Origin of the sequence: Flavobacterium sp. CFS9 (genome assembly GCF_041154745.1) — a bacterium.
Classification (GTDB): Bacteria; Bacteroidota; Bacteroidia; order Flavobacteriales; family Flavobacteriaceae; genus Flavobacterium.
Genome location: NZ_AP031573.1, coordinates 3373661 through 3396762, shown reverse-complemented (window position 1 = coordinate 3396762; position 23102 = coordinate 3373661). Strand labels below are relative to the sequence as shown.

At 35.9% G+C, this 23102-nt stretch carries 16 protein-coding genes; 10 read left to right on the top strand and 6 right to left on the bottom strand.

Features of this window, described 5'->3' with window-relative positions:
* Positions 1–106 precede the first annotated feature (106 nt).
* From rlmF to ACAM30_RS14330, 5 genes are all read left to right on the top strand, one after another.
* Positions 107–1066, top strand: coding sequence for a 23S rRNA (adenine(1618)-N(6))-methyltransferase RlmF (gene rlmF, locus ACAM30_RS14350; RefSeq protein ID WP_369615290.1), 960 nt, complete (start codon positions 107–109; stop codon positions 1064–1066).
* An 89-nt stretch (positions 1067–1155) separates the two neighbouring features.
* The gene (locus ACAM30_RS14345; protein WP_369615289.1) at positions 1156–2118 is read left to right on the top strand and encodes an alpha/beta fold hydrolase; all 963 of its coding nucleotides are present in this window, start codon (positions 1156–1158) and stop codon (positions 2116–2118) included.
* A 340-nt stretch (positions 2119–2458) separates the two neighbouring features.
* A complete protein-coding gene (locus ACAM30_RS14340; RefSeq protein WP_369615288.1) occupies positions 2459–5578 on the top strand; it encodes a TonB-dependent receptor in 3120 nt (1039 codons plus the stop codon).
* Between the two features lie 124 nt (positions 5579–5702).
* Positions 5703–7697, top strand: a complete 1995-nt coding sequence (gene uvrB, locus ACAM30_RS14335; protein ID WP_369615287.1) for an excinuclease ABC subunit UvrB — start codon at positions 5703–5705, stop codon at positions 7695–7697.
* 123 nt (positions 7698–7820) lie between these two features.
* A complete protein-coding gene (locus ACAM30_RS14330; RefSeq protein WP_369615286.1) occupies positions 7821–9050 on the top strand; it encodes a hypothetical protein in 1230 nt (409 codons plus the stop codon).
* Positions 9051–9074: 24 nt separating this feature from the next.
* On the opposite strand, the gene ACAM30_RS14325 is transcribed toward ACAM30_RS14330, so the two are convergent.
* Positions 9075–9476 (bottom strand): excinuclease ABC subunit B, encoded by a 402-nt coding sequence (locus ACAM30_RS14325; RefSeq protein WP_369615285.1) that lies wholly within the window; start codon positions 9474–9476, stop codon positions 9075–9077.
* A 56-nt stretch (positions 9477–9532) separates the two neighbouring features.
* On the opposite strand from ACAM30_RS14325, the gene ACAM30_RS14320 reads away from it, so the two are divergent.
* Genes ACAM30_RS14320 through ACAM30_RS14310 form a run of 3 tightly spaced genes read left to right on the top strand, consistent with a single transcriptional unit; the run spans position 9533 to position 12399 of the window.
* Positions 9533–10336, top strand: coding sequence for an alpha/beta hydrolase (locus ACAM30_RS14320; protein WP_369615284.1), 804 nt, complete (start codon positions 9533–9535; stop codon positions 10334–10336).
* 15 nt (positions 10337–10351) lie between these two features.
* Entirely contained in the window at positions 10352–11362 is a 1011-nt protein-coding gene (locus ACAM30_RS14315; RefSeq protein ID WP_369615283.1) for a dipeptide epimerase, read from the top strand.
* Positions 11363–11367: 5 nt separating this feature from the next.
* Positions 11368–12399 (top strand): aminotransferase class I/II-fold pyridoxal phosphate-dependent enzyme, encoded by a 1032-nt coding sequence (locus ACAM30_RS14310; protein ID WP_369615282.1) that lies wholly within the window; start codon positions 11368–11370, stop codon positions 12397–12399.
* A 39-nt stretch (positions 12400–12438) separates the two neighbouring features.
* On the opposite strand, the gene ACAM30_RS14305 is transcribed toward ACAM30_RS14310, so the two are convergent.
* Together ACAM30_RS14305 and ACAM30_RS14300 are read right to left on the bottom strand one after the other, a co-directional pair.
* Positions 12439–13971 carry a SusD/RagB family nutrient-binding outer membrane lipoprotein gene (locus ACAM30_RS14305; protein WP_369615281.1) on the bottom strand — a complete coding sequence of 511 codons (1533 nt, stop codon included), beginning with the start codon at positions 13969–13971 and terminating at the stop codon, positions 12439–12441.
* Positions 13972–13981: 10 nt separating this feature from the next.
* Complete coding sequence (locus ACAM30_RS14300) at positions 13982–17113, bottom strand: SusC/RagA family TonB-linked outer membrane protein (protein ID WP_369615280.1); 3132 nt, start codon at positions 17111–17113, stop codon at positions 13982–13984.
* Positions 17114–17630: 517 nt separating this feature from the next.
* Here ACAM30_RS14300 and ACAM30_RS14295 point away from each other — a divergent pair.
* Positions 17631–18095, top strand: a complete 465-nt coding sequence (locus ACAM30_RS14295; RefSeq protein ID WP_369615279.1) for a DUF1456 family protein — start codon at positions 17631–17633, stop codon at positions 18093–18095.
* Positions 18096–18495: 400 nt separating this feature from the next.
* On the opposite strand, the gene ACAM30_RS14290 is transcribed toward ACAM30_RS14295, so the two are convergent.
* Together ACAM30_RS14290 and ACAM30_RS14285 are read right to left on the bottom strand one after the other, a co-directional pair.
* Complete coding sequence (locus ACAM30_RS14290; RefSeq protein ID WP_369615278.1) at positions 18496–19200, bottom strand: LytR/AlgR family response regulator transcription factor; 705 nt, start codon at positions 19198–19200, stop codon at positions 18496–18498.
* 1 nt (position 19201) lies between these two features.
* Complete coding sequence (locus ACAM30_RS14285; RefSeq protein WP_369615277.1) at positions 19202–20242, bottom strand: sensor histidine kinase; 1041 nt, start codon at positions 20240–20242, stop codon at positions 19202–19204.
* Between the two features lie 221 nt (positions 20243–20463).
* Between ACAM30_RS14285 and ACAM30_RS14280 the strand changes: the two genes are divergently transcribed.
* Positions 20464–21267, top strand: a complete 804-nt coding sequence (locus ACAM30_RS14280) for a DUF5694 domain-containing protein (protein WP_369615276.1) — start codon at positions 20464–20466, stop codon at positions 21265–21267.
* Between the two features lie 273 nt (positions 21268–21540).
* Here the strand turns inward: ACAM30_RS14280 and sucC are convergent, their stop codons facing one another.
* On the bottom strand, positions 21541–22734 hold the full coding sequence (gene sucC, locus ACAM30_RS14275; protein ID WP_369615275.1) for an ADP-forming succinate--CoA ligase subunit beta: 1194 nt from the start codon (positions 22732–22734) through the stop codon (positions 21541–21543).
* Between the last annotated feature and the right edge of the window lie 368 nt (positions 22735–23102).

The window sequence follows — 23102 nt, the reverse complement described above, 5'->3', positions numbered from 1 at the left end:
TCTTCTTATACAAAATCGAAAAACACTCTAAAACAAAAACAGCTCGTTTTTCATTAGAATGCAATCCCAAAAAAGGAATAACTATCTTTGCTCCCAAATTCACAAAATGAAAACAACAGATCCTTCCGAAAAAAACAATTTACATCCCCGAAATCAGCACCGTTCACGTTATGATTTCGAACTTCTTATTGCAAATTGTCCTGAATTAAAAGCGCAGGTGGCAGTAAATAGTCACGGAATTGAAACTATTGATTTCAGTAATCCTCTTTCGGTAAAACTGCTCAACAAAGCTTTACTGGAAACTTATTACGGCATACAAAACTGGGATATCCCTAAAAACTACCTTTGCCCGCCTATTCCGGGAAGAACGGATTACATCCATTATTTGGCCGATCTGTTAGCCGAAACCAATAACGGAACTATTCCTCAGGGATCTTCCGTGTTAGGTTTAGATGTAGGTACGGGTGCTAACTGCATTTATCCTATTTTAGGAAATGCCATTTACGGCTGGGATTTTGTTGGAACAGATATCGATCGAAAAGCAATCGAAAACTGCAGTACAATTATTGAAGCAAATCCAAAACTGATTGAAGCCATTAGCCTTCAGCAACAGACAGAATCGCGTTTTATTTTTAAAAACATCATTACTCCCGAAGATCGTTTTACGTTCACGATGTGTAATCCGCCTTTTCATGCTTCGGCAGAAGAAGCCAATAAAAGTACGGTTCGTAAAGTTTCCAATTTAAACCCAAAGGACAAAAAGAAAGCAAACCCTGTTTTAAACTTTGGAGGTCAAAATGCTGAATTATGGTGCGATGGAGGTGAGATTCGTTTTATCACTCAAATGATTTATGAAAGCGTTAAATATGCTTCACAATGTCTTTGGTTCACCACTTTAGTATCCAAAAGAGATAATCTTTACAACATTTACAAAACATTAAACAAAGTAAATACAGCTGATATTCAAACCATTGATATGGCTCAGGGCCAAAAAACAAGCCGAATCGTAGCCTGGACTTTTTTAAATGAAGAGCAGCAAAAGGCCTGGAATTCTGAAAAAGTCTGAGATTGAAATTCTACTAGTTTAAAATAAAATTCTGTTACTTTTTAGAGTGATCCTTTTCGTACCTTTAAAGTAATTTGAATTTTATCCCCATGGCAAAAATTTTCTTTAAAGTATCGTTGTTGCTTTTACTGGCAGGTTGTGCGGCTTCTAAAAAGGCAAAATTTGACGATTATGTTTTTAAAACAAAAAGCGAAAAGCAAGTTTATATAAATTCATACGACCAAGCACTGAAGCTTTGGGACATTCCATATACCGAGGAAAATATACAAACAACGTACGGAACAGTCCATGTAATTATTAGCGGTTTAAAAAACGGAAAAGATTTAGTGCTGCTCCATGGCATGGATGCGAGTTCTGTCATGTGGTACCCCAACATAAAAGCATTGTCCAAAACACACCGTATTTATGCTATTGATTTTATAATGGAACCAGGAAAGTCTATTTTGACTTCTAAACCGCTCACTTCAGAAGAAATAGTCCTTTTGTACAATGAAATTTTCGATCATTACAAATTAAAAAAGATTGATCTTATAGGAGCCTCCCGTGGTGGCTGGATGGCAACATTGTTAGCCACTCAAAAAGAAAATTCAATCGATAAAATAGTGCTGTTGAGTCCCGCACAAACCTTAAAATCCATTGATAAAATGCGAAAAATGACTCCAGCCTTACTATTGAAGCTTTTCCCAAATGAAAAGAAATTCGAAAAAACATTAAAAATATTTTCTACTCATCCTGAAAAAATCAGTCCGGTCTATAAAAGACAATTTTATTTGGCCAACAAATATGCAAAGTCAAATTCCAGCATGCTGAAAATGCGTCCTTTCTCAGATGACGAACTGAAATTCATCACCAATCCGGTTCTGATTTTAATTGGAGATCATGATGTTATCAATTCAGAAGAAAGTCTTGAGCGTGCTCAAAAACTTTTAGTAAACGGTACAACAAAAACGATTCATGATGCGGGTCATTTTTTAAGCATAGATCAATCTAAAGCTGTAAATGAAGAAATAATTGAGTTTTTAAATCCTAAGAAAACAATCTCGAACCCTTAAAGAAAAGTGTTTTTCGCAACATAAATCAAAAATAAATATCAAAAGTTTAAAAAACAACTTATAAATCAACCCAATCAATAGTTTTAACTTAAAATTATATATATTTACAATTACAGCAAAACTATTTTAAAAAATATAGTCAAAATAGAGCGAACCATACCCTTCAATCTACTGGACCAGTCATAAATTAAAAAAGTGACAATAACCATTTGGTTCAGAAATTTATTGAATAAAAATTCCAAAACAAATTCAATTTCAAAATAATTTATAGCAGACCCGTTTGTTATTTATTTTTTTGCTTTCATATTAATTTAAACCAAACTAATATAAAACCAGAATTATGAAGAAGAATCTATTCAAAAACCAAATGTATTTACGACTCCAAAAAGTGTTACTCACACCTTTTGCATTCACTATTCTTTTAGCAAACGGCAACAATCTTACTGCTGCTGAAAATACGAAAAACCGAAAAAACATTATTCAGACCAATCAAAACAAACAAACCGATCTTGTCAAAGGAAAAGTTGTCGATGAAACAGGAGCCTCTTTACCGGGAGTTACTGTTTTGGTCATCGGTACCAAAAAAGGAGCTGTTACTGATATTGACGGAAACTATACTATTGAAGCTAAAGTTGGCGACGTTCTGCAATTTTCATATGTAGGGTTACAAACCAAAACCGTAACGGTTAACGGATCAACTGTAAATGTTACGCTATCGGGAGGCAGTGGTGAAAGCCTGGAGAATGTAGTGATTATTGGTTCGCGTAACCCTACCCGAACTGTTACAGAATCAGCAGTTCCTATAGATGTTATTGCAATGAAGGATATTGCAACACAAGGCGCACAAACCAACCTGAATCAGATTTTGAACATGGTAGCTCCTTCCTTTACTTCAAATACCCAAACGGTAGCTGACGGAACGGATCACCTAGATCCGGCGCAATTAAGAGGTTTAGGCCCTGATCAGGTATTGGTTTTAGTAAATGGTAAAAGAAGACATACCTCCTCTTTAGTTAACATAAACGGAACTCCGGGAAGAGGATCAGTAGGAACCGATTTGAATGCAATTCCCGCTTTCGCTCTTGAAAAAATAGAAGTACTGAGAGATGGTGCTTCTGCTCAATATGGCTCAGACGCTATAGCAGGGGTAATTAATCTTAACATAAAAAAAGACACTAAAAAAATAGATATTAATCTCTTCTCAGGAAGTAATTTTTCACGAAATGCTAACGATCACAGGGGAGGAAACGATGGTAACAATTACCAGATGGACGTTAATTACGGAACTAATTTAGGCAAAGAAAAGAGTTTTATTAATTTAACGGGGAGCTTGCAATTAAGAGATGCCACAAGCAGAGCTAATGATGCCACAGGCACTATCTATAACGCCTATAATGCGATTGAACAAAGAGCTTCAGAAGACGGAATAAATATAAATTCTCTGTACGGAAACATTACCAATACTTCTAATTCTGCTCAAATTATAAGCTTAATAAAAAACTATGCTCCCAAAGTAAGTTATTTTACCGGGGCACAACAAACGAATATCAGTAATGCCACAACTATTTCGCAATTACAAACGGCCCTCAATTTTGATGCCACAGACGGAGAACTGGCTTACCGAAAACTTGAAAGAAGAAACTTTAATATGAGAATAGGGCAATCTGAATTTAAAAGTGTTCAGTTCTTTTTGAATGCCGCCTATCCCATAAATGATAAATTAGAAGTTTATGTTTTTGGTGGAACCAGTTATAGAAATGGTGAATCTGCCGGCTTTTTCAGAAGACCTAATCAATCAAGATCTTATACCGGTTTATACTTAAATGGTTTTTTACCCGAAATTCATTCTACCATTAATGACCTTTCTGCTGCAACAGGACTTAGAGGTACTATTTTTAAAGACTGGCATTTTGATTTGAGCAATACATACGGCCGAAATTCCTTTGATTATAATATCGAAAACACTGTAAATGCAACTTTAAGAGAAGGCTCCCCTACTGAATTTGATGCCGGAGGTTTGCGTTTTGCTCAAAACACAACTAATTTTGATATGAGCAAAAAAATCAATACCCTGAACATCGCTTTTGGTGCCGAATATCGCTACGAACAGTACGGCATCAATGCCGGGGTTCCTGATTCTTACAGTCAATACGATATCAACGGAAATGTAGTTACCGGTACAACACCTGCCAACATAAGAGTGACTGATTTTTATGGTGCCGCGAGACCAGGTGGAGCACAGGTTTTTCCGGGTTACAGAGCTGAAAATGCAAAAACCGAAAAAAGAAACAGTATGGCTCTCTATGCCGATTTAGAGTTAGATGTAACCGAAAAATGGTTATTAAACGGAGCTGTTCGCTTTGAAAATTATTCTGATTTTGGAAGCACTACTAATTTTAAAATTGCCACCCGCTATAAACTCACAGACAACATCAATTTACGAGGTGCTTTCTCAACAGGATTCAGAGCTCCATCCTTACACCAAATTTATTATGAATCCACTGCAACACAATTTACCGGAGGAGTCCCTTTTGAAGTAGGAACTTTTAGCAATGATTCTGAAATCGCAAAATTACTTGGAATTCCGAAATTAAAACAAGAAGAATCAACCAGTGTAAGTGCCGGATTTACAGCTAAAATTCCATCAGCCAACCTTACCATAACTGCAGACGCTTATTACATCAAAATAAACGACAGAGTAGTACTTACCGATCAGTTTACACCAACTCCGCTGACTCAGCCTTTATATGATCAGGCTGGCGCAAATGCGGCAACTTTCTTCGCCAATGCCATTGATACCGAATCTAAAGGAATTGATGTGGTACTTACCAACAAAATGAACCTAAATGAAAATCTGACTTTAAAAAATGACTTGTCCGGTACCTTTTCAAAAACACGTAAAATAGGAAACATCCATGCCTCTCCTATACTGGAAGCGGCAGGTCAGGTAAATACTTATTTTTCAGAATCCTCAAGAATTTATTTAGAAGAAGCAGTACCCCGGGTAAAAGTAAATCTGACAAACGGCCTTACCTACAAAAAATTCGATTTCTTTTTAAGAAACGTTTACTTTGGAGAAGTAACAGATCCAAACGTTGCTGACGTAAACGGTGATGGTTTTGTAGGCGCCACAATTGTAAATGGAAAAGCGGTAGAAAACGAACATCCTGTTTGGGGAGGAAGAGTGATTACCGATATGTCTGTAGGTTTTAAAATTAGCCCTATTGCTAAAATCATAATCGGTGCTAACAATATTTTTGATATTTATCCGGACAAAAACCTTGGACCGCAAACAGCAAGAAGAGCCAATGGTGTTGATGCAAATGGAAATATAACCTATGCCGCTACTCCAACTGCTATTGATTTATCCAACCAAAATCAATTTGTGTATTCCAGAAATGTATCACAATTTGGTCAAAACGGACGTTTTGTTTTTGCAAGATTAAGCCTTAGCTTTTAAATCATTCCCAACTATAAAAAACCGTCAACATGAAATTTGTTGACGGTTTTTTTTTGAATTATACTTTCAGAAAAAAAGAAATCAAACTCGTATCTTTACGACACTAATCTTTCATCGTCCAAAAATGAATTTCCAGGTATCCTCTGAATACAGTCCAAAAGGTGATCAGCCGCAAGCAATTGAAAAACTTTCACAAGGCATTATAGACGGTGAAAAATACCAAACTTTATTAGGAGTTACCGGTTCGGGAAAAACTTTTACGGTAGCCAATGTTATTCAGGAAGTACAGAGACCTACTTTGGTTTTGGCGCACAACAAAACACTGGCAGCACAATTGTATTCTGAGTTTAAACAATTCTTTCCGAATAATGCTGTGGAATATTTCGTTTCTTACTACGACTATTACCAACCGGAAGCTTTTATGCCGGTTACAGGAGTATTTATCGAAAAGGATCTATCCATCAATGAGGAACTGGAAAAAATGCGTCTGAGCACTACTTCTTCCCTGCTTTCGGGACGTCGTGATGTATTGGTTGTCGCTTCGGTTTCCTGTTTGTATGGTATTGGAAACCCAGTTGAATTTCAGAAAAATGTCATCGAAATAGCAAGAGATCAGGTCATTTCCCGAACGAAATTACTGCACAGCCTGGTTCAGAGTTTATATTCCCGAACGGAAGCAGATTTTACTCCCGGAAACTTCAGAATCAAAGGAGATACGGTGGAAGTATACCCAAGTTATGCTGACGATGCCTATAGAATCCACTTTTTTGGTGATGAAATAGAAGAAATAGAATCCTTTGATGCCAAGACCTCACAAGTCATTGAAAAATTCACCAGACTGACCATTTATCCGGCCAATATGTTTGTAACTTCGCCTGATGTTTTACAAAATGCTATTTGGGAAATCCAACAGGATTTAGTCAAACAAGTCGATTATTTTAAAGAAATCGGTAAACATCTGGAAGCAAAACGTCTGGAAGAACGTACGAATTTTGATTTAGAAATGATTCGCGAATTAGGATATTGTTCCGGAATTGAAAATTATTCGAGATATCTTGACGGCAGAGATGCCGGAACCCGTCCTTTCTGTTTACTAGACTATTTCCCAAAGGATTATTTGATGGTGGTAGACGAGAGTCACGTGACCGTATCACAGGTTCATGCCATGTACGGAGGCGACCGCAGCCGAAAAGAAAATCTGGTTGAATATGGTTTCCGTCTGCCTGCCGCAATGGACAACCGACCGTTGAAATTTGAGGAGTTCGAAGCCATGCAAAATCAGGTTATTTACGTGTCAGCAACACCTGCCGATTATGAACTTCAGAAAACAGACGGGGTTTATGTGGAGCAGATTATTCGTCCGACAGGATTATTAGACCCAATTATTGAGATACGCCCAAGTTTGAATCAGATTGATGATCTGATCGAAGAAATTCAGGTTCGCTGCGAATTAGACGAAAGGGTTCTGGTGACCACTCTGACCAAAAGAATGGCCGAAGAATTAGCCAAGTATTTAACTAAAGTCAACATTCGTTGTCGTTATATTCACTCCGACGTGGATACTCTCGAGCGTATCGAAATTATGCAGGACTTACGTAAAGGAATTTTTGATGTTTTGATCGGGGTAAACTTACTTCGTGAAGGTCTGGATTTACCTGAAGTTTCCCTTGTTGCTATTTTAGATGCCGACAAAGAAGGCTTTTTAAGAAATCACAGATCATTGACCCAAACTATAGGTCGTGCGGCAAGGAATCTTAACGGGAAAGCGATTATGTATGCGGATAAGATCACGGCCAGTATGCAAAAAACAATCGATGAAACCAGTTACCGCAGAACCAAACAAATTAATTTTAATACTCAAAATAATATTGTTCCCCAGGCTCTAAACAAGAAAATTGACAGCGCCTTTACTAAAAACCCTCTGGTAGAATACGAATTAGGACATACCATTCCGGCAGCTGCGGCAGAACCGGAAACAGCTTATTTATCGAAATCGGAACTGGAAAAAATGATTCGTGAAAAAAGAAAATCAATGGAAAAAGCAGCAAAAGAACTGGACTTTTTACAGGCAGCAAAACTGCGTGATGACATTAAAAAACTGCAGGAACAATTGCCTTAAACACACGATTTTAAAACAATTCATTTCAAAAATAAAAAAGAGATTTATTGTTAATATTATGGGAGAAATATTTTAGAAGGAATTTCAAATTCATTAGTTTTAACAAAATTTTAAAACACTGAAATGAAATACCACATTTTCCTTTCTTTCTTTTTTATTTTCAGCGCTTCTGTCATAGCACAATCTGAAAATAACGATTTTTGGAATAAAGAAATAGAAAATTCTTCGGATATCATCAAACCGAATATTCTTTCCAATCACCCATTTGGAATTTATATTTCGAGATTGAATCATAATTTCAATGTTCGCTCTCCTGATAAATACTCTTTTTCGTTTGAATTTTCAAGCGGTAATGTTGTCCTTCCTTATGTGAAATCATATGAATTAACAGATCCCAACGATCAAAAGGCGGCAGAAAATATGCCCTGGCATGTTCGGGAGTATGCTTTTGACTTCAATAAAGTTCCACACAATACTAAAGAATTCACCGCCGATGGTGTGATTCGATCGTATCGGTTTAATTTCACACTGCCTATTACCGTAAATCACGAACTTAATTTCGGTTTACGAATAAATTCTCTGGATGGCGGAAAATATCCTTATTCTATTTTTACTTCCGATGAAACAATCGAATGGTTTCACAGCAATATTGCCGGCGGAGAAGATCCTTTCTCAAGACGTTACTATGGTTTAAATAAAGCCGGAATATCTTATAAAGATGAAAATAATAGAGTTCTCACAATGCATAACGGTAATTTTACCATTCCCGGAATTGACATCAACTACAACTATTATCCAAAACTAGAAATGAATGAAAAACATCATATCTATTTGAATTTTGGAACACAACTCGGAATCAATACCTCTAAATACAATCCTGTAGCCGATTTTGGAATTTCTTCTTCTATCCTAAAAAAGAAGATCATTAAAAACAAAAACATTCTGACTTTTGGTGCCAGCGCAGGAGTTTTGCGTCAGCATTTTTTAGAATATGGGGATCGTGTAAATATCAGCAGTCGGGATTTCTTCTATAGTTTTGAAGGTCTTATTGATTATAAGGTAAAACTGAAGAACAGCAATCGTATTTCGTATGCGATCAATTACAATTTTCAGAGCTCTTACAATAAGAAAACGGAAAAAGATCATACCGTTCTGACCGGACAAAGAATCAATACGCATTGGCAAAAAACGATTTCACATTTATACGAAGACTTAGAGGGATGGAATTTCATCTGCACCTACTCCACCAAACGTTTTTCTTACTTTGTGTATTTCAGAGAAGATTTAAATCTGGACAATGCTCCTGATTTTCAAACCGGTATCGGTCTAAAAATGTCTATAAAGAAAAAATAATTATTTATTCAGAAGCTTAAAAAATTAATTGTGCTGTTCCTGAAATACTTTTAATAAAAGCTTAGGATCAATTATAGCATTTGGTGCTTTTTTCATTAAATCGAGAACACGTCGCGTTGCAATGGGATTCAAACCCATTTCGATCGCGATTTGCTGTATAGCTTTGGCTTCTTTTTCATGCAAGATGCCATCGCAATACATAATCAATGCCAGTCGGTAAAATTGCTGAATGCGCTGAAACTCCGATTTTATAACTGAGCCGGCACTTTCCTGATGAAACAAATCGCGAAAAATATCCTGACGAATATTTAATTCCTGCGCTACCAGCCACAAAAATTCATACTCTCTCTTATGCAACTGCCCGTCAACGGTAGAGAAAGCAATCATTTCTAAAAGTAAACTTATCTTTTCGGCTTCGGTATTCATCAATTTATTATTTTTAGCTAAATTATTGTTTTTAACTCTAAAACGCAATAGGGCAAATGGTTCGGGAATTTTTCTTTTTTATTTTCTTATGGGTAACCGCTGTCGCAAGCGCGCAAAAAAGTACTGCTTCAAAAAATGTATTCCCCTTTACAATCGAAGCTCCTCAGCTAAAAACAACCAAAAAAATATGGATTTATCTTCCTGAAGGATATTCTGCTTCGAGTAAAAAAAGATACAGTGTGATTTATATGCACGATGCCCAAAATTTGTTTGATGCCAAAACCTCGTATGCGGGCGAATGGAATGTAGATGAAAAACTGGATAGTCTGAAAGCACAGGTAATCGTAGTAGGGATTGAACATGGAAACGACAAACGTTTGAACGAATTAACTCCGTACAAGAATGAAAAATACGGCGGTGGTGATGCCGATAATTACCTTGATTTTATTGTAAAAACGCTAAAACCTTATATCGACCAAAATTACAGAACCAAAACCAAGGCAAAAAACACCCTTATTATAGGAAGTTCATTGGGCGGATTGGTTTCGTATTATGCCGTGTTAAAATATCCCGAAATCTTTGGGAAAGCAGGTGTATTCTCACCATCCTTCTGGTTTTCAAACAACATTTATACGTTGACTGAACAAACTCCTAAAGTCAAAACTAAAATTTACTTTTTATACGGAGACAAAGAGAGTGACGATATGGTAAAAGATATGACAAAAATGGAACGCCTTCTGGATACCAAGCGTTGCTATTGCCTTCATCTCACCCAATCTAAAATTGTAAAAGGTGGCGAACATAATGAAAAGCTTTGGCGCGATGGCTTTGCAAAAGCTATAATCTGGCTGGGCTATTAAATAAAAAACAGACTTATGGAATTAATTTTAAGAGAATACAATTTAAAGCTCAAACATACTTTTACCATTTCCAGAGAATCGATTGATTTTCAGCCTTCACTGATTGTGGAGCTTAAAAGTGATAGCCTTTCAGGTTTTGGAGAAGCAACTTCAAATCCCTATTACAACACGACTGTTCCGATGATGATTCAGGATTTAGAAAAAATCAGATCCATTATCGAAAGTACAACCACTGAAACCCCAGAAGTTTTCTGGTCCAAAATCTATCCGTACTTAAAAGATGATATGTTTGCTTTATGTGCTTTAGATATGGCTTATAATGACTTGTACGCACGCAAAAAAGGCAAGAAACTATATGAATTATGGAATTTCTCCACCGAAAAAAATCCGCTTACGGATTACACCATTGGCATTGCCTCTATCGAAAAAATGGTTTCAAAAATGCAGGAGCTGCCCTGGCCTATTTACAAAATTAAACTCGGCACCAAAGAAGACATTGCTATTGTCAAAGAACTTCGAAAACATACCGATGCTATTTTCAGAATCGATGCCAATTGCGGCTGGGAGGTTGAAGAGACCATAAACAATGCGATTGAACTCAAAAAACTAGGTGTAGAATTTCTCGAGCAGCCCATGAAAGCCGGTGACTGGGAAGCCCATAAGGAAGTTTTTAAGCATTCGGTCTTACCTGTAATAGCCGATGAAAGCTGTATTATCGAAGAAGATGTCGCAAAATGTTTCAATCATTTTCATGGCGTAAATGTAAAACTCGTAAAATGCGGAGGTCTGACTCCCGGAAAACGCATGATCGAAGAAGCCAAAAAATTAGGTCTTAAAACGATGGTAGGCTGTATGACCGAATCGACTGTGGGAATCTCGGCTATTGCTCATTTGCTCCCTCAGCTGGATTATGTGGATATGGACGGAGCCTTACTTCTAGCCCAGGATATTGCCACCGGAGTAACCATAAAAAAGGGTGTAATTCATTATTCTGATCTTAACGGCACGGGAGTAACCTTAATCTAATTTTTATGAACGTAGACCAATTTCCGGACAGAACTATTGAAATCAATCAGGAGCAATACTTGTATTTTGGCGGAACTGCTTATTTGGGATTGCCCACCAATAAGGCTTTTCAGGAATTGGTCATTCAAAATATACGTAAATGGGGAACTACTTACGGAAGTTCCCGCAATGCCAATATAAAACTAACGGCTTATGAAAATGGTGAGGCTTTTCTCGCCCGTCATATACAGGCCGAAAGTGCCGTTACAGTGTCTTCAGGAATGCTGGCCGGAAAATTAGTTACAGAACAATTGACTAAAACCACCGATTGTTTCTTTCATTTTTCAGATTTGCATACCGCAATTAAAACACCAAACAGTTTACCAATATTTTTGAACCATCAAATACATCCACGTCTGACAGATTCTAAAGCAGAGAAAATCACTATTCTCACGGACGGAGTTCCTTCCTATCAGACCAAAGCTATTGATTTATCTGTTTTAAAGGAAATTCCAAGTCATAAAGAAGTCACTTTAGTTATCGATGAATCCCATTCGTTTGGAATTTTAGGAAAAAATGGCTGTGGAATTTATTCCGGTATCAACCTTCCCATTAAGCGTAAAATTATGGTTTCGTCGCTAGGGAAAGCGTTTGGCTTAAATGGCGGTGTTATTGCCAGTGATGCTTCTTTCATCGACCAGATCAAAAATACGGATACTTTTATATCAGCAGCCGGAATGAATCCCGCTTTTACTCAGACACTGGCTGATGCATCGGATATTTATCGTGTTCAGCATCAAAAATTAATGGAGAATCTCCATTATCTGGACACAAAACTTATCAAAAACGAGCATATAAAATTTGACAAAACGTACCCCTTAATTTACATTGAAATGGAACGTATAACGGATATTCTGAATGCAAATAAAATTATTATCGCCAATTTCAGGTATCAAAAAAATTCGAGAGATATTAATCGAATTGTAATTACGGCCAATCACACTAAAGATGATTTAGACCAGGTAATTGAAATTTTGAATCAAAGCAAAAGTGTATAAAAAAACAGCTCTGATCAAAAATCAGAGCCGCTTTAGTTTTTATTTATCCCACCAAACCGGTGTGACCATTGATTTAAAGTTTAATTCATAATTTGCTTTATTCGCGTTTCTTTCGTTGGTTGAATAAATAAATCTTCTTATCCATTTTCCTCCATTAGCAGGATCAACAGCTTTTGGCAGGGCTAATCCCGGAAAAACGTTTGTAGAAAAATCATATCTTCTGTAATCATTAAATGTTTCGCAGTTCAAATAAAGTACTATATTTTTTTGCCTCATAATATCTTTCAACTGCAAACTGGCGGCACCTTTGTTTATAGAAACATCTCCCAAATAAGCATTTTTATCCGGAGCGGAAACTCCCAATTTATCCATATTTGCACCAATAGCATCCATATAGGCGCTATACCCTATTGCATTTGTTCCGGTACTTGTCGCATTACCTCCATTTAAAATAAATTGTGCTTCAGCCTGCATTAGTTTAACTTCAGAAAAGGATAAAATAACAACTGGCGAATCTATTTTTGAATAATAAGAATACAGCCCTATTTTAGCATTAGGTGCCGGTGTTCCTTTTGATCCCTGGCCAGGTTCTCCACCAATATAATTCCCCGGAACATTAGGATTTGGATCTTTAGGATTCACAACCCCATCTGTTACAGGATAACTCCTAAGATCAATCAGTAATGGCATTCTGGGATCCATCGTTACTGTTTTAAAAGCAAACGTGTTTCCGTTCATAAAACCAATAAATTGCTTGGTTATCAAATAAGATGCATTTCCGGTATTAAGTCCTAATTGATTATTATACCACGGATTGGTCTGTACTTTATTGTAAATCAATTGAAAGTCATCAGCATTAGATGTAATTCCATTTGCTAAATAAGAAACTACCGTACTGGCAGCAGTTGTCGCATTAATTTTTGATAAGTGCAGCGCATATCTCGCTTTAAAGGTATAAGCTGCTTTTATCCATTTTTTTACATCTCCGCCATAAACAAGGTCTTCTTTTCCCGGAGCAAAAGAGGATGTGTTAGGAGCCGATAAATTGGCTATTGCCTGATCTAACAGGTTGGTTATACCTTTGTAGACCTCTTCCTGACTGTCATATTCCGGCTTAAAATTCTGTGATGCCAACGACGCCTGCGAAAAAGGTATATCTCCGTACAGATCCGTCAACAATCCAAAATTTACTGCTTGTAAAATTTGAACAATGCCCTTGTAATGTGATGATTTTGTTTCATCGGCTTTATCGGCTACTTCTTTCAGGTTTCCTAAAGCTTTTACATACGCAGAAGACCAATAACTATCTAAAGATTCTTCGTAATGATTGTCTACCCCTACTGACGAATTAAGTGCAGAGGAAGTATATTGCGTTAGTAAAGAAACTCTGGTTGCAGCAGTATACTGAGCATCAAATGTGTAATAAATTGCAGGACCTAATAAATCTTTTAGATTCTTATTGGCATCAGGTATTACATTTCCCGGTGTATTTACATCAAAATAATCATCGCTACAGCTATAAGTTGTCAGGGCAATGATTATGATCAAGAATATTTTGAGTATATTTTTCATCTTTTATAAATTAAAATCCTAGATTAATACTAAATGAATAGGTTTGCGTAAGCGGAGTCGTCAAACCCGTAAATCCGTAAACATTGGTACCGGCACTGTAGCTGGAACCTTCCGGATCAAAACCATCAAAGGGTGTCCAAATCAGGAAATTACTACCCGATACCGTAAAAGACAAATTAGAAACACCAATGATTTTTAATGCTTCTTTGGTCATATTATAAGTAACCGACACATTTCTAAGCTTAAACCAGGAGGCATCCTGTATAAGAGCATCTGCCGCTGTATTGTAAATCGTATTGTTATAATAATTGTTTCGTAACGACTTATTTATAGGGATGTCGTTCGGTACATATCCTCCCGCTCCATCCGATTTTACACCGTCTAAAACAGCAGTTTCGCTTCTGTCAGCAGTAACTCCCAAAACACCATTTCTAATTCCGTTTCTTCTGGCTGTATCATACGCATCTCCGCCTTTTTTATATTCCAGCAAAAAACCGATATCAAAATTTTTAATTTTAAAGGTATTGTTTAGCGTAGCTACCCAGTCCGGAAAAGCCTCACCAATCTTACCTATTGCTATGGCTCCCGTACTTGTTTTATTAAAAACAGGCAATCCGTTTGCACCAATCACTACTTTACCGTCTACTCGTTGCCAGGACTGGCCGTAAAGTGTTCCCGCTGCATCGCCCAAACGTACTTGTGAAGTTATATTGGTAGCCTGAGAGTCATATCCGAAAATAATATTTTCAAAAGGCAATGCTGTAACTTTAGTTTTGTATTGTGTAAAATTTAGCGTAGAGGTCCAGCTGAACTTTGGATTTTTAAACCAATCTACACCTAAAGTCAATTCGTTTCCGGTTGTTTTTAAAGATCCGCCGTTGTCCCAGAATGCCGTAATTGAAGAGGATTGTGGCACAATTCTTTGAATAATCTGATCCTCACTAACCCTGTTAAAATAAGTGTATTCCAGTCGGATCCTGTCTCTAAAAAAACGTAAATCCGTACCTATTTCCCAAGTCGATATAATTTCGGCTTTCAAATTTGGATTGGCATCCACAGATGTGGCAGATACTCCTCCAACTCCGTTGAATGGAAAATTTACATCTTTTATATTTTTTCTAAAGATCGCAAACGGGGGCGTTTTTCCGCTTTGTGCCCAGGACGTCCTTAATTTTCCATAAGACAAAATAGATTTGTTCTGGTCAATCAGGTCTCCAAAAAGAAAAGACAAATTAGCAGAATAATAATCAAATTTATTATTCTTTACCGGCAAAGTAGACACCTGATCGTATCGCCCCGTAACCCCCAGATAAATAATTTCTTTATAATCTGCTTTTGCTTCAAAAAAGTTACCCACGTTTCTTACACGCTCTTCACCCGTATTATAAGCAAACAAATTGGTCGCATTAGAAATATTATTAAAATCTGTAATAAAAATTCCTTCCCCTCTCACATTTGAATACGTATTTTTGGTGTCCAAAATTTGATTTCCTAAGGTAAGGGTAGTATTAAAATTTCCAAATTTTTTATTGGCAGTGACCACAAAACTAGAATTGAGTCCCGTAAAACCAATATTTTCATCCAGAATAAAACCATTTACTGCTGTTCCCACATCGAGATTAGCAGGAACATATCGGTTTCTCGTTTCAGAATAATTATCTACACTAGCTCTATAAACAAAGTTTAACCATGAAGTTGCCTGATAATTAAAATCGGCCGAAGCAATAATACGATTTACATCATCTTTTAAATTACTTACAGAGGTAAAATATCTTGGCTGATCGATAATACCATTTGTATAATCTTTTTCTTTACCTGCAGCGGTAAGATAATCATTTACATCAATAGAGGGTGACCAATATGCCAGAGAACTCATCACCGATTTGTCTCCATTATTAGATCTTATACCTCCGGATTTTGTATAAGCAAAAGAGGACCCAATTTTAAATTTTTCAGAAATCTGATACCCTCCATTTGCTTTGAAAGTTTTTCTTTGGTAAGAAGTATTTGGTACAATGCCTTCATCTTTACTGGTAGAAGCAGACACAAAATAATTGATTTTCTCTGTTCCTCCGCTTACACTCACGCCTAAGTTTTGAGTCACACCAGTTTTAAAGAAATCCTTATAATAATTTCTGTATTTAATTCCTGCACCATCTGAACTGGAATATTCCGGTCCAAAACTCCAGAACCCTCCCGGGCTTGCAGGATTTACCCATTCAAAACCACTAGCGCTATCCGATACGGTACTTTTTACATAAGAAGCTCCGTTTAGACCTTCTCTGTATTTGGATTGTAGCTCCGGATAATGATTTACCTCACTAAAAGTAATGCTGGAATTGATATTAATTTTCGGTTTTCCTTCTTTCCCTCTTTTGGTAGTGATAATAATCACACCATTACCAGCCAAAATACCATACAATGCTGTAGCACCGGCTCCTTTAAGAACAGTGTAACTTTCTATATCTTCCGGATTGATATCTATTGCTCTGTTGGAAAATGAAAACTGTTCTCCGCTACTCACAGAATTAGAACCTTTGGAAGGAGCTACATTTCCTATAGCTGTAGCGTTATTTACAGGATTACCATCAATAATAATCAAAGGCTGATTATTATTAGACGGATCTAAAGAAGAGACACCGCGAATAACAATGTCTACACCAGCACCAACTCCTCCGGAAGTTTTACTTATGGTTACTCCTGCTACTCCTCCCTGCAAACTTTCAAGAGCATTTAATTGGCCCGGTCTTTCTATATCTGAGGCCTTCAAAGTCTGGCTGGCATAACCCAAAGATTTTGTTTTATTTTTTATGCCAAAAGCGGTTACCGTCACTGCATCCAACTCTTTAGAATCCGGATTCATTTTTACATTCAAAATACTTCGGGTTACAGTAGCTTCATTCATTTTGTACCCAACGAACGAAAATAACAAGACTGATCCTTTATTTACGCTAATGGCAAAATCCCCGTCTAAACCTGAAGTAGTAGTATTGGATGTTCCTTTTTCCTGGATATTTACACCTGGCATTGAAACACCCCTCTCATCTGTTACGCTTCCCTTTACCGTTATTTTTTGTGCAAACAGTATGCCTGAAGCAAGCAAGAACAGAACGAAGGAAAAGGTGAAATTCTTTTGTTTCATAAATTTTAGTTAATAATGGTTAATAATTTGGTTTGTTAGACCTGTAATTTACAGACTTTATTTTACTAAAATTCGTTTTTACATCAAAATTTAAAGATATTTCTTATAAATATATTTTACTTTATTTAGAAGATGAAAATCCAATCGAAACATTAAAAGCAAATAAAATTATTATCGCCAGTTCCAAATAGATAAAAAACATAGCTTCTCTAAATCGAATTGTAATTACAGCCCAACACTTAAAATCCGATTTAGACCAATTAATAAATATCTTAAACAATTGTAATTTTAAATAAAAGCGAAAGAACGAGTTACGAATACACTAATTTTCACTAGTTATATTGCGTTCCAATTTTAATTCTTACAATACGTTGTAAAAAAAAAATTAAAACAGCCTGTATCATAATAATTACTTTTAAAACGTACCTTTGTAAAAAATTAAGTGTACAGTTTGTGATTCCTATGAGGATTGTGGGAACTTGAAACTAAAAACAAACTTGAAACTAAAAAACAAAAAATGACAAACAACGATATCCTAAAAAAACTTCGCGTGGCTTTGATGCTCCGTGACGACCAAATAGTAGAAATTTTAGAATTAGTAGATTTCAGAATTTCAAAATCAGAATTGGGCGCTTTTTTTAGAGCGGAAGATCACCCAAATTATATGGAATGCGGCGATCAGGTTTTGCGTAATTTCTTAAACGGACTGGTAATTCATTTAAGAGGAACGAAAGAAAACCCTAAAAACCCAAATGATGTTTTAGCCAGACACAAAGCTCAGATTCCCAAAAAAGACAGTACGAAGGACAGACCTGAATTTAAAGCTGCTCCTAAAGATTCTGAAAGAGCAAGAGGCGATCAAAGTCCATCAAGAACAAGTTCCGCTGCCAAAAGACCTAAGAAGAAAGAATTTCCAAAAGGTAATGGAAAACCGGTAGTGGTAGAAAAAGTAGTTTATAAAAACGGTAAGAATAAAAAGTAATTTATTTTAACCGCAAAGGGTGCTAAATTTTTCTCCTGGATTACGCATAATAACCGCAAAGAGCGCAAAGATTTTCCCTTAGATTGTGCTTAATAAACACAAAGTTCGCAAAGCTTAATCTATAGCTTTGCGAACTTTGCGGTTTTATTTAAAACCTTTATAAAAAACTAGCGCCCTTTGTGGTTCATATATAAGTCGCAGAATAAAAAATCTTTGCGCTCTTTGCAGTTAAATATTATTCTCCTCAATCTTTTCAAAAAAAGTTAACCGCAAAGAGCGCAAAGATTTTCCCCTGGATTGTGCTTAATAAATATAAAGTTCGCAAAGCTTAATCTATAGCTTTGCGAACTTTGCGGTTTATATATAAGTCCCAGAATAAAAAAACTGGTGCCCCTTGCGGTTAAATCTTATTCCCCTCAATCTTTTCAAAAAAGGAATCTTTAAAAGTAGCCCCAATCGGAAGCTCTTTACCATTTACAAAAACGGAGAAATTATCTGTTGACTCAATATGTTTTAAAGCTACCACATACGATTTATGAATTTGAACAAAACCTTTTTCCGGCAGCGATTCAATAACATTTTTCAGGGACGAATGTGTAATAATCTGCTGATTCGACGTATGAATGCAAACATAATTCTGAAGACTTTCCACAAACAAAATCTCCTCTAAAAGCAGCTTTTTAAATTTGTTTTTTCCGTCTGTTTTAACAAAAATAAAATCTGTTGAACTACTCGATACCAATTCTGTTTTTGAATCTGTATTGAGTTTGGAAACTGCCTGATAAAATCGTTCAAAAGCGATTGGTTTTAGTAAATAATCTACAGCATTCAATTCAAATCCTTCTAAAGCAAAATCGGGATAAGCCGTTGTAAAAATTACTTTTATGTCTTTAGAAATGATTCTCGAAAGCTGTAAACCCGTTAGCTGCGGCATCTGAATATCCAGAAAAATAACATCAACTCTATGTGTATTTAGAAATTCCAATACTTTCAACGCATCATTGAAAACAGCTGTTTTTTCCAAAAAAGATACTTTCCCGATATAATTTTCCAGAATACGCGTTGCGGGCGGTTCATCATCAACAATGATACACTTCAATTTCATATTACTTTTTTAATGGTATTTTTAAATAGGTTTTAAAGGTATTCTTTTCTGCTATTTTTTCGAGTGTAAACTCACCTTTATAAGCATGCTCCAAACGTTTGCAAAGATTATCAAAACCGATTCCGGTTGAAGAATAATTTTCACCTGCACCATTATAGTTAAAGGTTGACAGCTCTAAAAAATTTTCTTTTATTACGATAACAATAACCGCTTTCTCCTCTTCTTTATTCAATTTTCCATGTTTGAAAACGTTCTCCATAAAATGTACCAGCACCGACGGAAGAATCTTTTCTGTTGAATAATTTCCTTCAATTACAAAGTCCAGGTAAAGCTGATCTTCAAATCTTTTTTTCTGCAAATGAATGTAGTTTTCTACAAACTGAATTTCTTTAGAAAGCAATACCTCATCTTTCTCCGTTTCTGTAATCACATAACGCAGCAAATCCGAAAGTACCAAAATATCCGAAGCCATTTCATCCTCTCTCAAAACCAGCTGACTGTAAAAGAAATTTAAGGTGTTAAACAAAAAATGCGGACTCACCTGCGATTTCAACATTTGGAGTTCTGCCTTTTTATTTTCTAATACTAATTCCTGATTTTGTTTTTGCGTTTCCTGAAAATGAAAAAACAGATAAGCCAGACTGCTTAAAACAACAGCAGGCAGGCCAAAGAAAAAATTGTCCTTAATATAATAGCTGATCTCTCTGGTTTCTTTTGCATAATTATGAATTCCTGTGAGCTCATATAGTATCACTTCCTGAACAAAATAACGTATCGCAGCAAAAATCAACAAGGAGACAGGAATGCTAATCACAAACAAAAGAATTTTCTTTTTGTTTAAAAACCATTTACAAAAAGTGTGAAAATTCAAAAAGTAGACAATAAAGATTACCACTATAAAACTAATGTTAAACATAAAGGAAATCCTGTTGAATACAAGATCCAGATCCCGATTGTTTATCCCAATTTCCCAAAGATTAAAGGTGATATACAATCCCAGAAAAAGAAAGATATGATAAGACAATGGTATTTTCAGCTTCATAATAATGTTGTTGTCCTTTCAAAAATACAACTATGACTTCATATGAATACTATATTTATACAAAACCTCTCTTTTGGGTGACGAACCATCAAAAACGATACACCAAATTTTTAAACCGTAAATTCCACGAGTTTACCAATTGAAATTTGACGTTCATCAAAAACTAAAATTTCACCTGAAAAGCTATGCTACATTTGTCCTGAATTTAAAAACCAATCATCATGAAAAAAATCATCTTACTATTACTTGCTGTTATCGCATTTAATACCGTTTCCGGACAGTCAAAGAAAAAACAAATACTCTTACTTGGAACTTTCCATTTTGAAAACCCGGGACTTGACGTTGCCAAAATCAACAGTTTTAATGTCATGTCAGACAAAAGCCAAAAGGAACTGGAGAACATTGCCAATAAAATTAAAAAGTTTGGTCCTAACAAGATTTTCGTAGAATGGAATTATCAAAAACAGGACAAACTGGACAAATTCTACAATAGAAATACGGACAGTCTGCTTCAAAAAAGAGCGGATGAAATTGTACAAGTCGCTTTAAGATCAGCTAAAAAATTAGGTCATAAAAAGTTATATGGCATTGATTACAACAACGCCGACTTTCCATATGATAGCCTCGTAAAAGGAATGGCAGCTGCCGGTCAGTTTGATTTGATCAAAAAGAATGAAGAAACTATGAAATATTATGAAAAGAGTCAAAATGAAAAAATTGCCAAATATTCACTTACCGAATTACTTCTAGACATCAATACCAAAAAATCAAATGAAGACAATATTGGCTGGTACGTTCAAACGGCAACTAAAGGGGGTAAAACAGATGATTTTGTGGGGGCTTATTTAGTTTCGGAGTGGTACAGAAGAAACCTTTATATGTATGCTTTAATTCAAAAGCTAACCGAAAGCAAAGACGACAAAATAATGGTTCTGTTAGGTGCCGGACATACTGCCCTAATTAGAGATTTTGTTCTACACAATCCTGATTTTGAAATTGTAGAACTGGCAACGATTTTAAAATAGGTCAGAGATCATTTAACCGCAAAGGGCGCTAAGAATTACGCAAGGTTCGCAAAGTTTTTTAGCCACGAATTCACTAATTATTCTTTATATTCTTTGAGAATAAAAATTCGTGAATTCGTGGCTATTTTAAACCAATAGCTTTGCGAACTTTGCGTTTATATAAAATCCCCATAAGTAAAAAACCTTTGCGTTCTTTGCGGTTAAATTGACCTCAAAAAAAAAAATCCCTCCGAATGAACGGAAGGATTCTTATATAATTGATTCCTTATTGGATTAAGATAATGCAGCTTTAACTTGGTCAGCAGCTTCCTGAAATTGAACAGCTGATAAAATTGGCATTCCAGAGTTGTCAATTAATTCTTTTGCAATTTCAGCATTTGTTCCTTGCAAACGAACGATAATTGGCACATTGATAGCATCACCCATGTTTTTGTAAGCATCAACAACACCTTGAGCAACACGGTCACAACGAACGATTCCTCCGAAGATATTAATCAAGATCGCTTTTACGTTTGGATCTTTTAAGATGATACGGAAAGCCGTTTCAACACGTTTAGCATCAGCAGTTCCACCAACGTCTAAGAAGTTAGCAGGCTCAAAACCAGCGTATTTAATTAAATCCATAGTTGCCATTGCAAGACCAGCTCCGTTTACCATACAACCTACAGTACCGTCAAGATCTACATAGTTCAAACCTACTTCTTTAGCTTCAACTTCGATTGGATTCTCCTCACGGATATCTCTCATCTCAGCATATTTTGGTTGTCTGTATAAAGCGTTATCGTCGATATTTACTTTAGCATCTACAGCAAGAATTTTGTTATCTGAAGTTTTCAAAACCGGGTTGATTTCAAACATAGATGCATCAGAACCAACGTAAGCGTTGTATAAAGCATCGATGAATTTCACCATTTCTTTAAAAGCATTTCCAGTAACACCTAAGTTAAAAGCAATTCTTCTTGCCTGAAAACCTTGTAATCCAACAGTTGGATCAATTTCTTCAGTAAAGATTAAGTGTGGTGTATGCTCAGCAACTTCTTCGATATCCATTCCACCTTCGGTAGAATACATAATCATGTTACGTCCTGTACCTCTATTCAATAAAACAGAAACATAAAACTCAGAAGTTTCGCTTTCACCAGGATAGTAAACATCTTCAGCAACTAAAACTTTGTTTACTTTTTTACCCTCAGCAGAAGTTTGAGGAGTAATCAATTGCATTCCGATGATTTGTTCAGCAAGTTCTTCAACTTGTTGCAAGTTTTTAGCCAACTTCACTCCACCACCTTTTCCACGTCCACCTGCGTGAATTTGTGCTTTTATCACATGCCATCCTGTACCAGTTTCGGCAGTTAATTGTTTTGCAGCAGCCACAGCTTCAACCGCATTGTTAGCCACAATTCCGCGTTGAATGCGTACTCCGTAACTTGCTAAAATTTCTTTTCCTTGATATTCGTGTATGTTCATAATATAGAATTTGTCTGGTTCTGAATTTATTTCAGAATAAAAGTGCGACAAAAGTAGCAAAAATCAACTTAATAGTAAAATCTTTTTCAATTAAAAAACGAGAGTGATATGCACGAAACGTTTATTCTTTTTGAAAGCAAAGAAAAGGTTAAATAAATAATTTGTTAATATTAACTAGAAACCACTAAAACGTTTGATATTTAACAAAAAGACCACCGTATTTAGCAGCCATACAGCGATTTTTTATACTATATTTTAGTCTGTATTGTCATTTTAATAATTCGCAATGGCTAAAAAAACATTATTATCAATTAAGAAGTCTTTTTCTAATATTACAACAAAAATCAAAGCAAAACAGCCATTTCAAT

Coding starts and splice junctions, on each gene's coding strand:
- ACAM30_RS14290 (WP_369615278.1), bottom strand. CDS start 19,200: ATGAAATTGAAGTGTATCATTGTTGATGATGAACCGCCCGCAACGCGT.
- ACAM30_RS14325 (WP_369615285.1), bottom strand. CDS start 9,476: ATGAATACCGAAGCCGAAAAGATAAGTTTACTTTTAGAAATGATTGCT.
- ACAM30_RS14320 (WP_369615284.1), top strand. CDS start 9,533: ATGGTTCGGGAATTTTTCTTTTTTATTTTCTTATGGGTAACCGCTGTC.
- ACAM30_RS14285 (WP_369615277.1), bottom strand. CDS start 20,242: ATGAAGCTGAAAATACCATTGTCTTATCATATCTTTCTTTTTCTGGGA.
- ACAM30_RS14340 (WP_369615288.1), top strand. CDS start 2,459: ATGAAGAAGAATCTATTCAAAAACCAAATGTATTTACGACTCCAAAAA.
- ACAM30_RS14305 (WP_369615281.1), bottom strand. CDS start 13,971: ATGAAAAATATACTCAAAATATTCTTGATCATAATCATTGCCCTGACA.
- uvrB (WP_369615287.1), top strand. CDS start 5,703: ATGAATTTCCAGGTATCCTCTGAATACAGTCCAAAAGGTGATCAGCCG.
- ACAM30_RS14295 (WP_369615279.1), top strand. CDS start 17,631: ATGACAAACAACGATATCCTAAAAAAACTTCGCGTGGCTTTGATGCTC.
- ACAM30_RS14315 (WP_369615283.1), top strand. CDS start 10,352: ATGGAATTAATTTTAAGAGAATACAATTTAAAGCTCAAACATACTTTT.
- ACAM30_RS14345 (WP_369615289.1), top strand. CDS start 1,156: ATGGCAAAAATTTTCTTTAAAGTATCGTTGTTGCTTTTACTGGCAGGT.
- ACAM30_RS14300 (WP_369615280.1), bottom strand. CDS start 17,113: ATGAAACAAAAGAATTTCACCTTTTCCTTCGTTCTGTTCTTGCTTGCT.
- ACAM30_RS14310 (WP_369615282.1), top strand. CDS start 11,368: ATGAACGTAGACCAATTTCCGGACAGAACTATTGAAATCAATCAGGAG.
- ACAM30_RS14330 (WP_369615286.1), top strand. CDS start 7,821: ATGAAATACCACATTTTCCTTTCTTTCTTTTTTATTTTCAGCGCTTCT.
- sucC (WP_369615275.1), bottom strand. CDS start 22,734: ATGAACATACACGAATATCAAGGAAAAGAAATTTTAGCAAGTTACGGA.
- rlmF (WP_369615290.1), top strand. CDS start 107: ATGAAAACAACAGATCCTTCCGAAAAAAACAATTTACATCCCCGAAAT.
- ACAM30_RS14280 (WP_369615276.1), top strand. CDS start 20,464: ATGAAAAAAATCATCTTACTATTACTTGCTGTTATCGCATTTAATACC.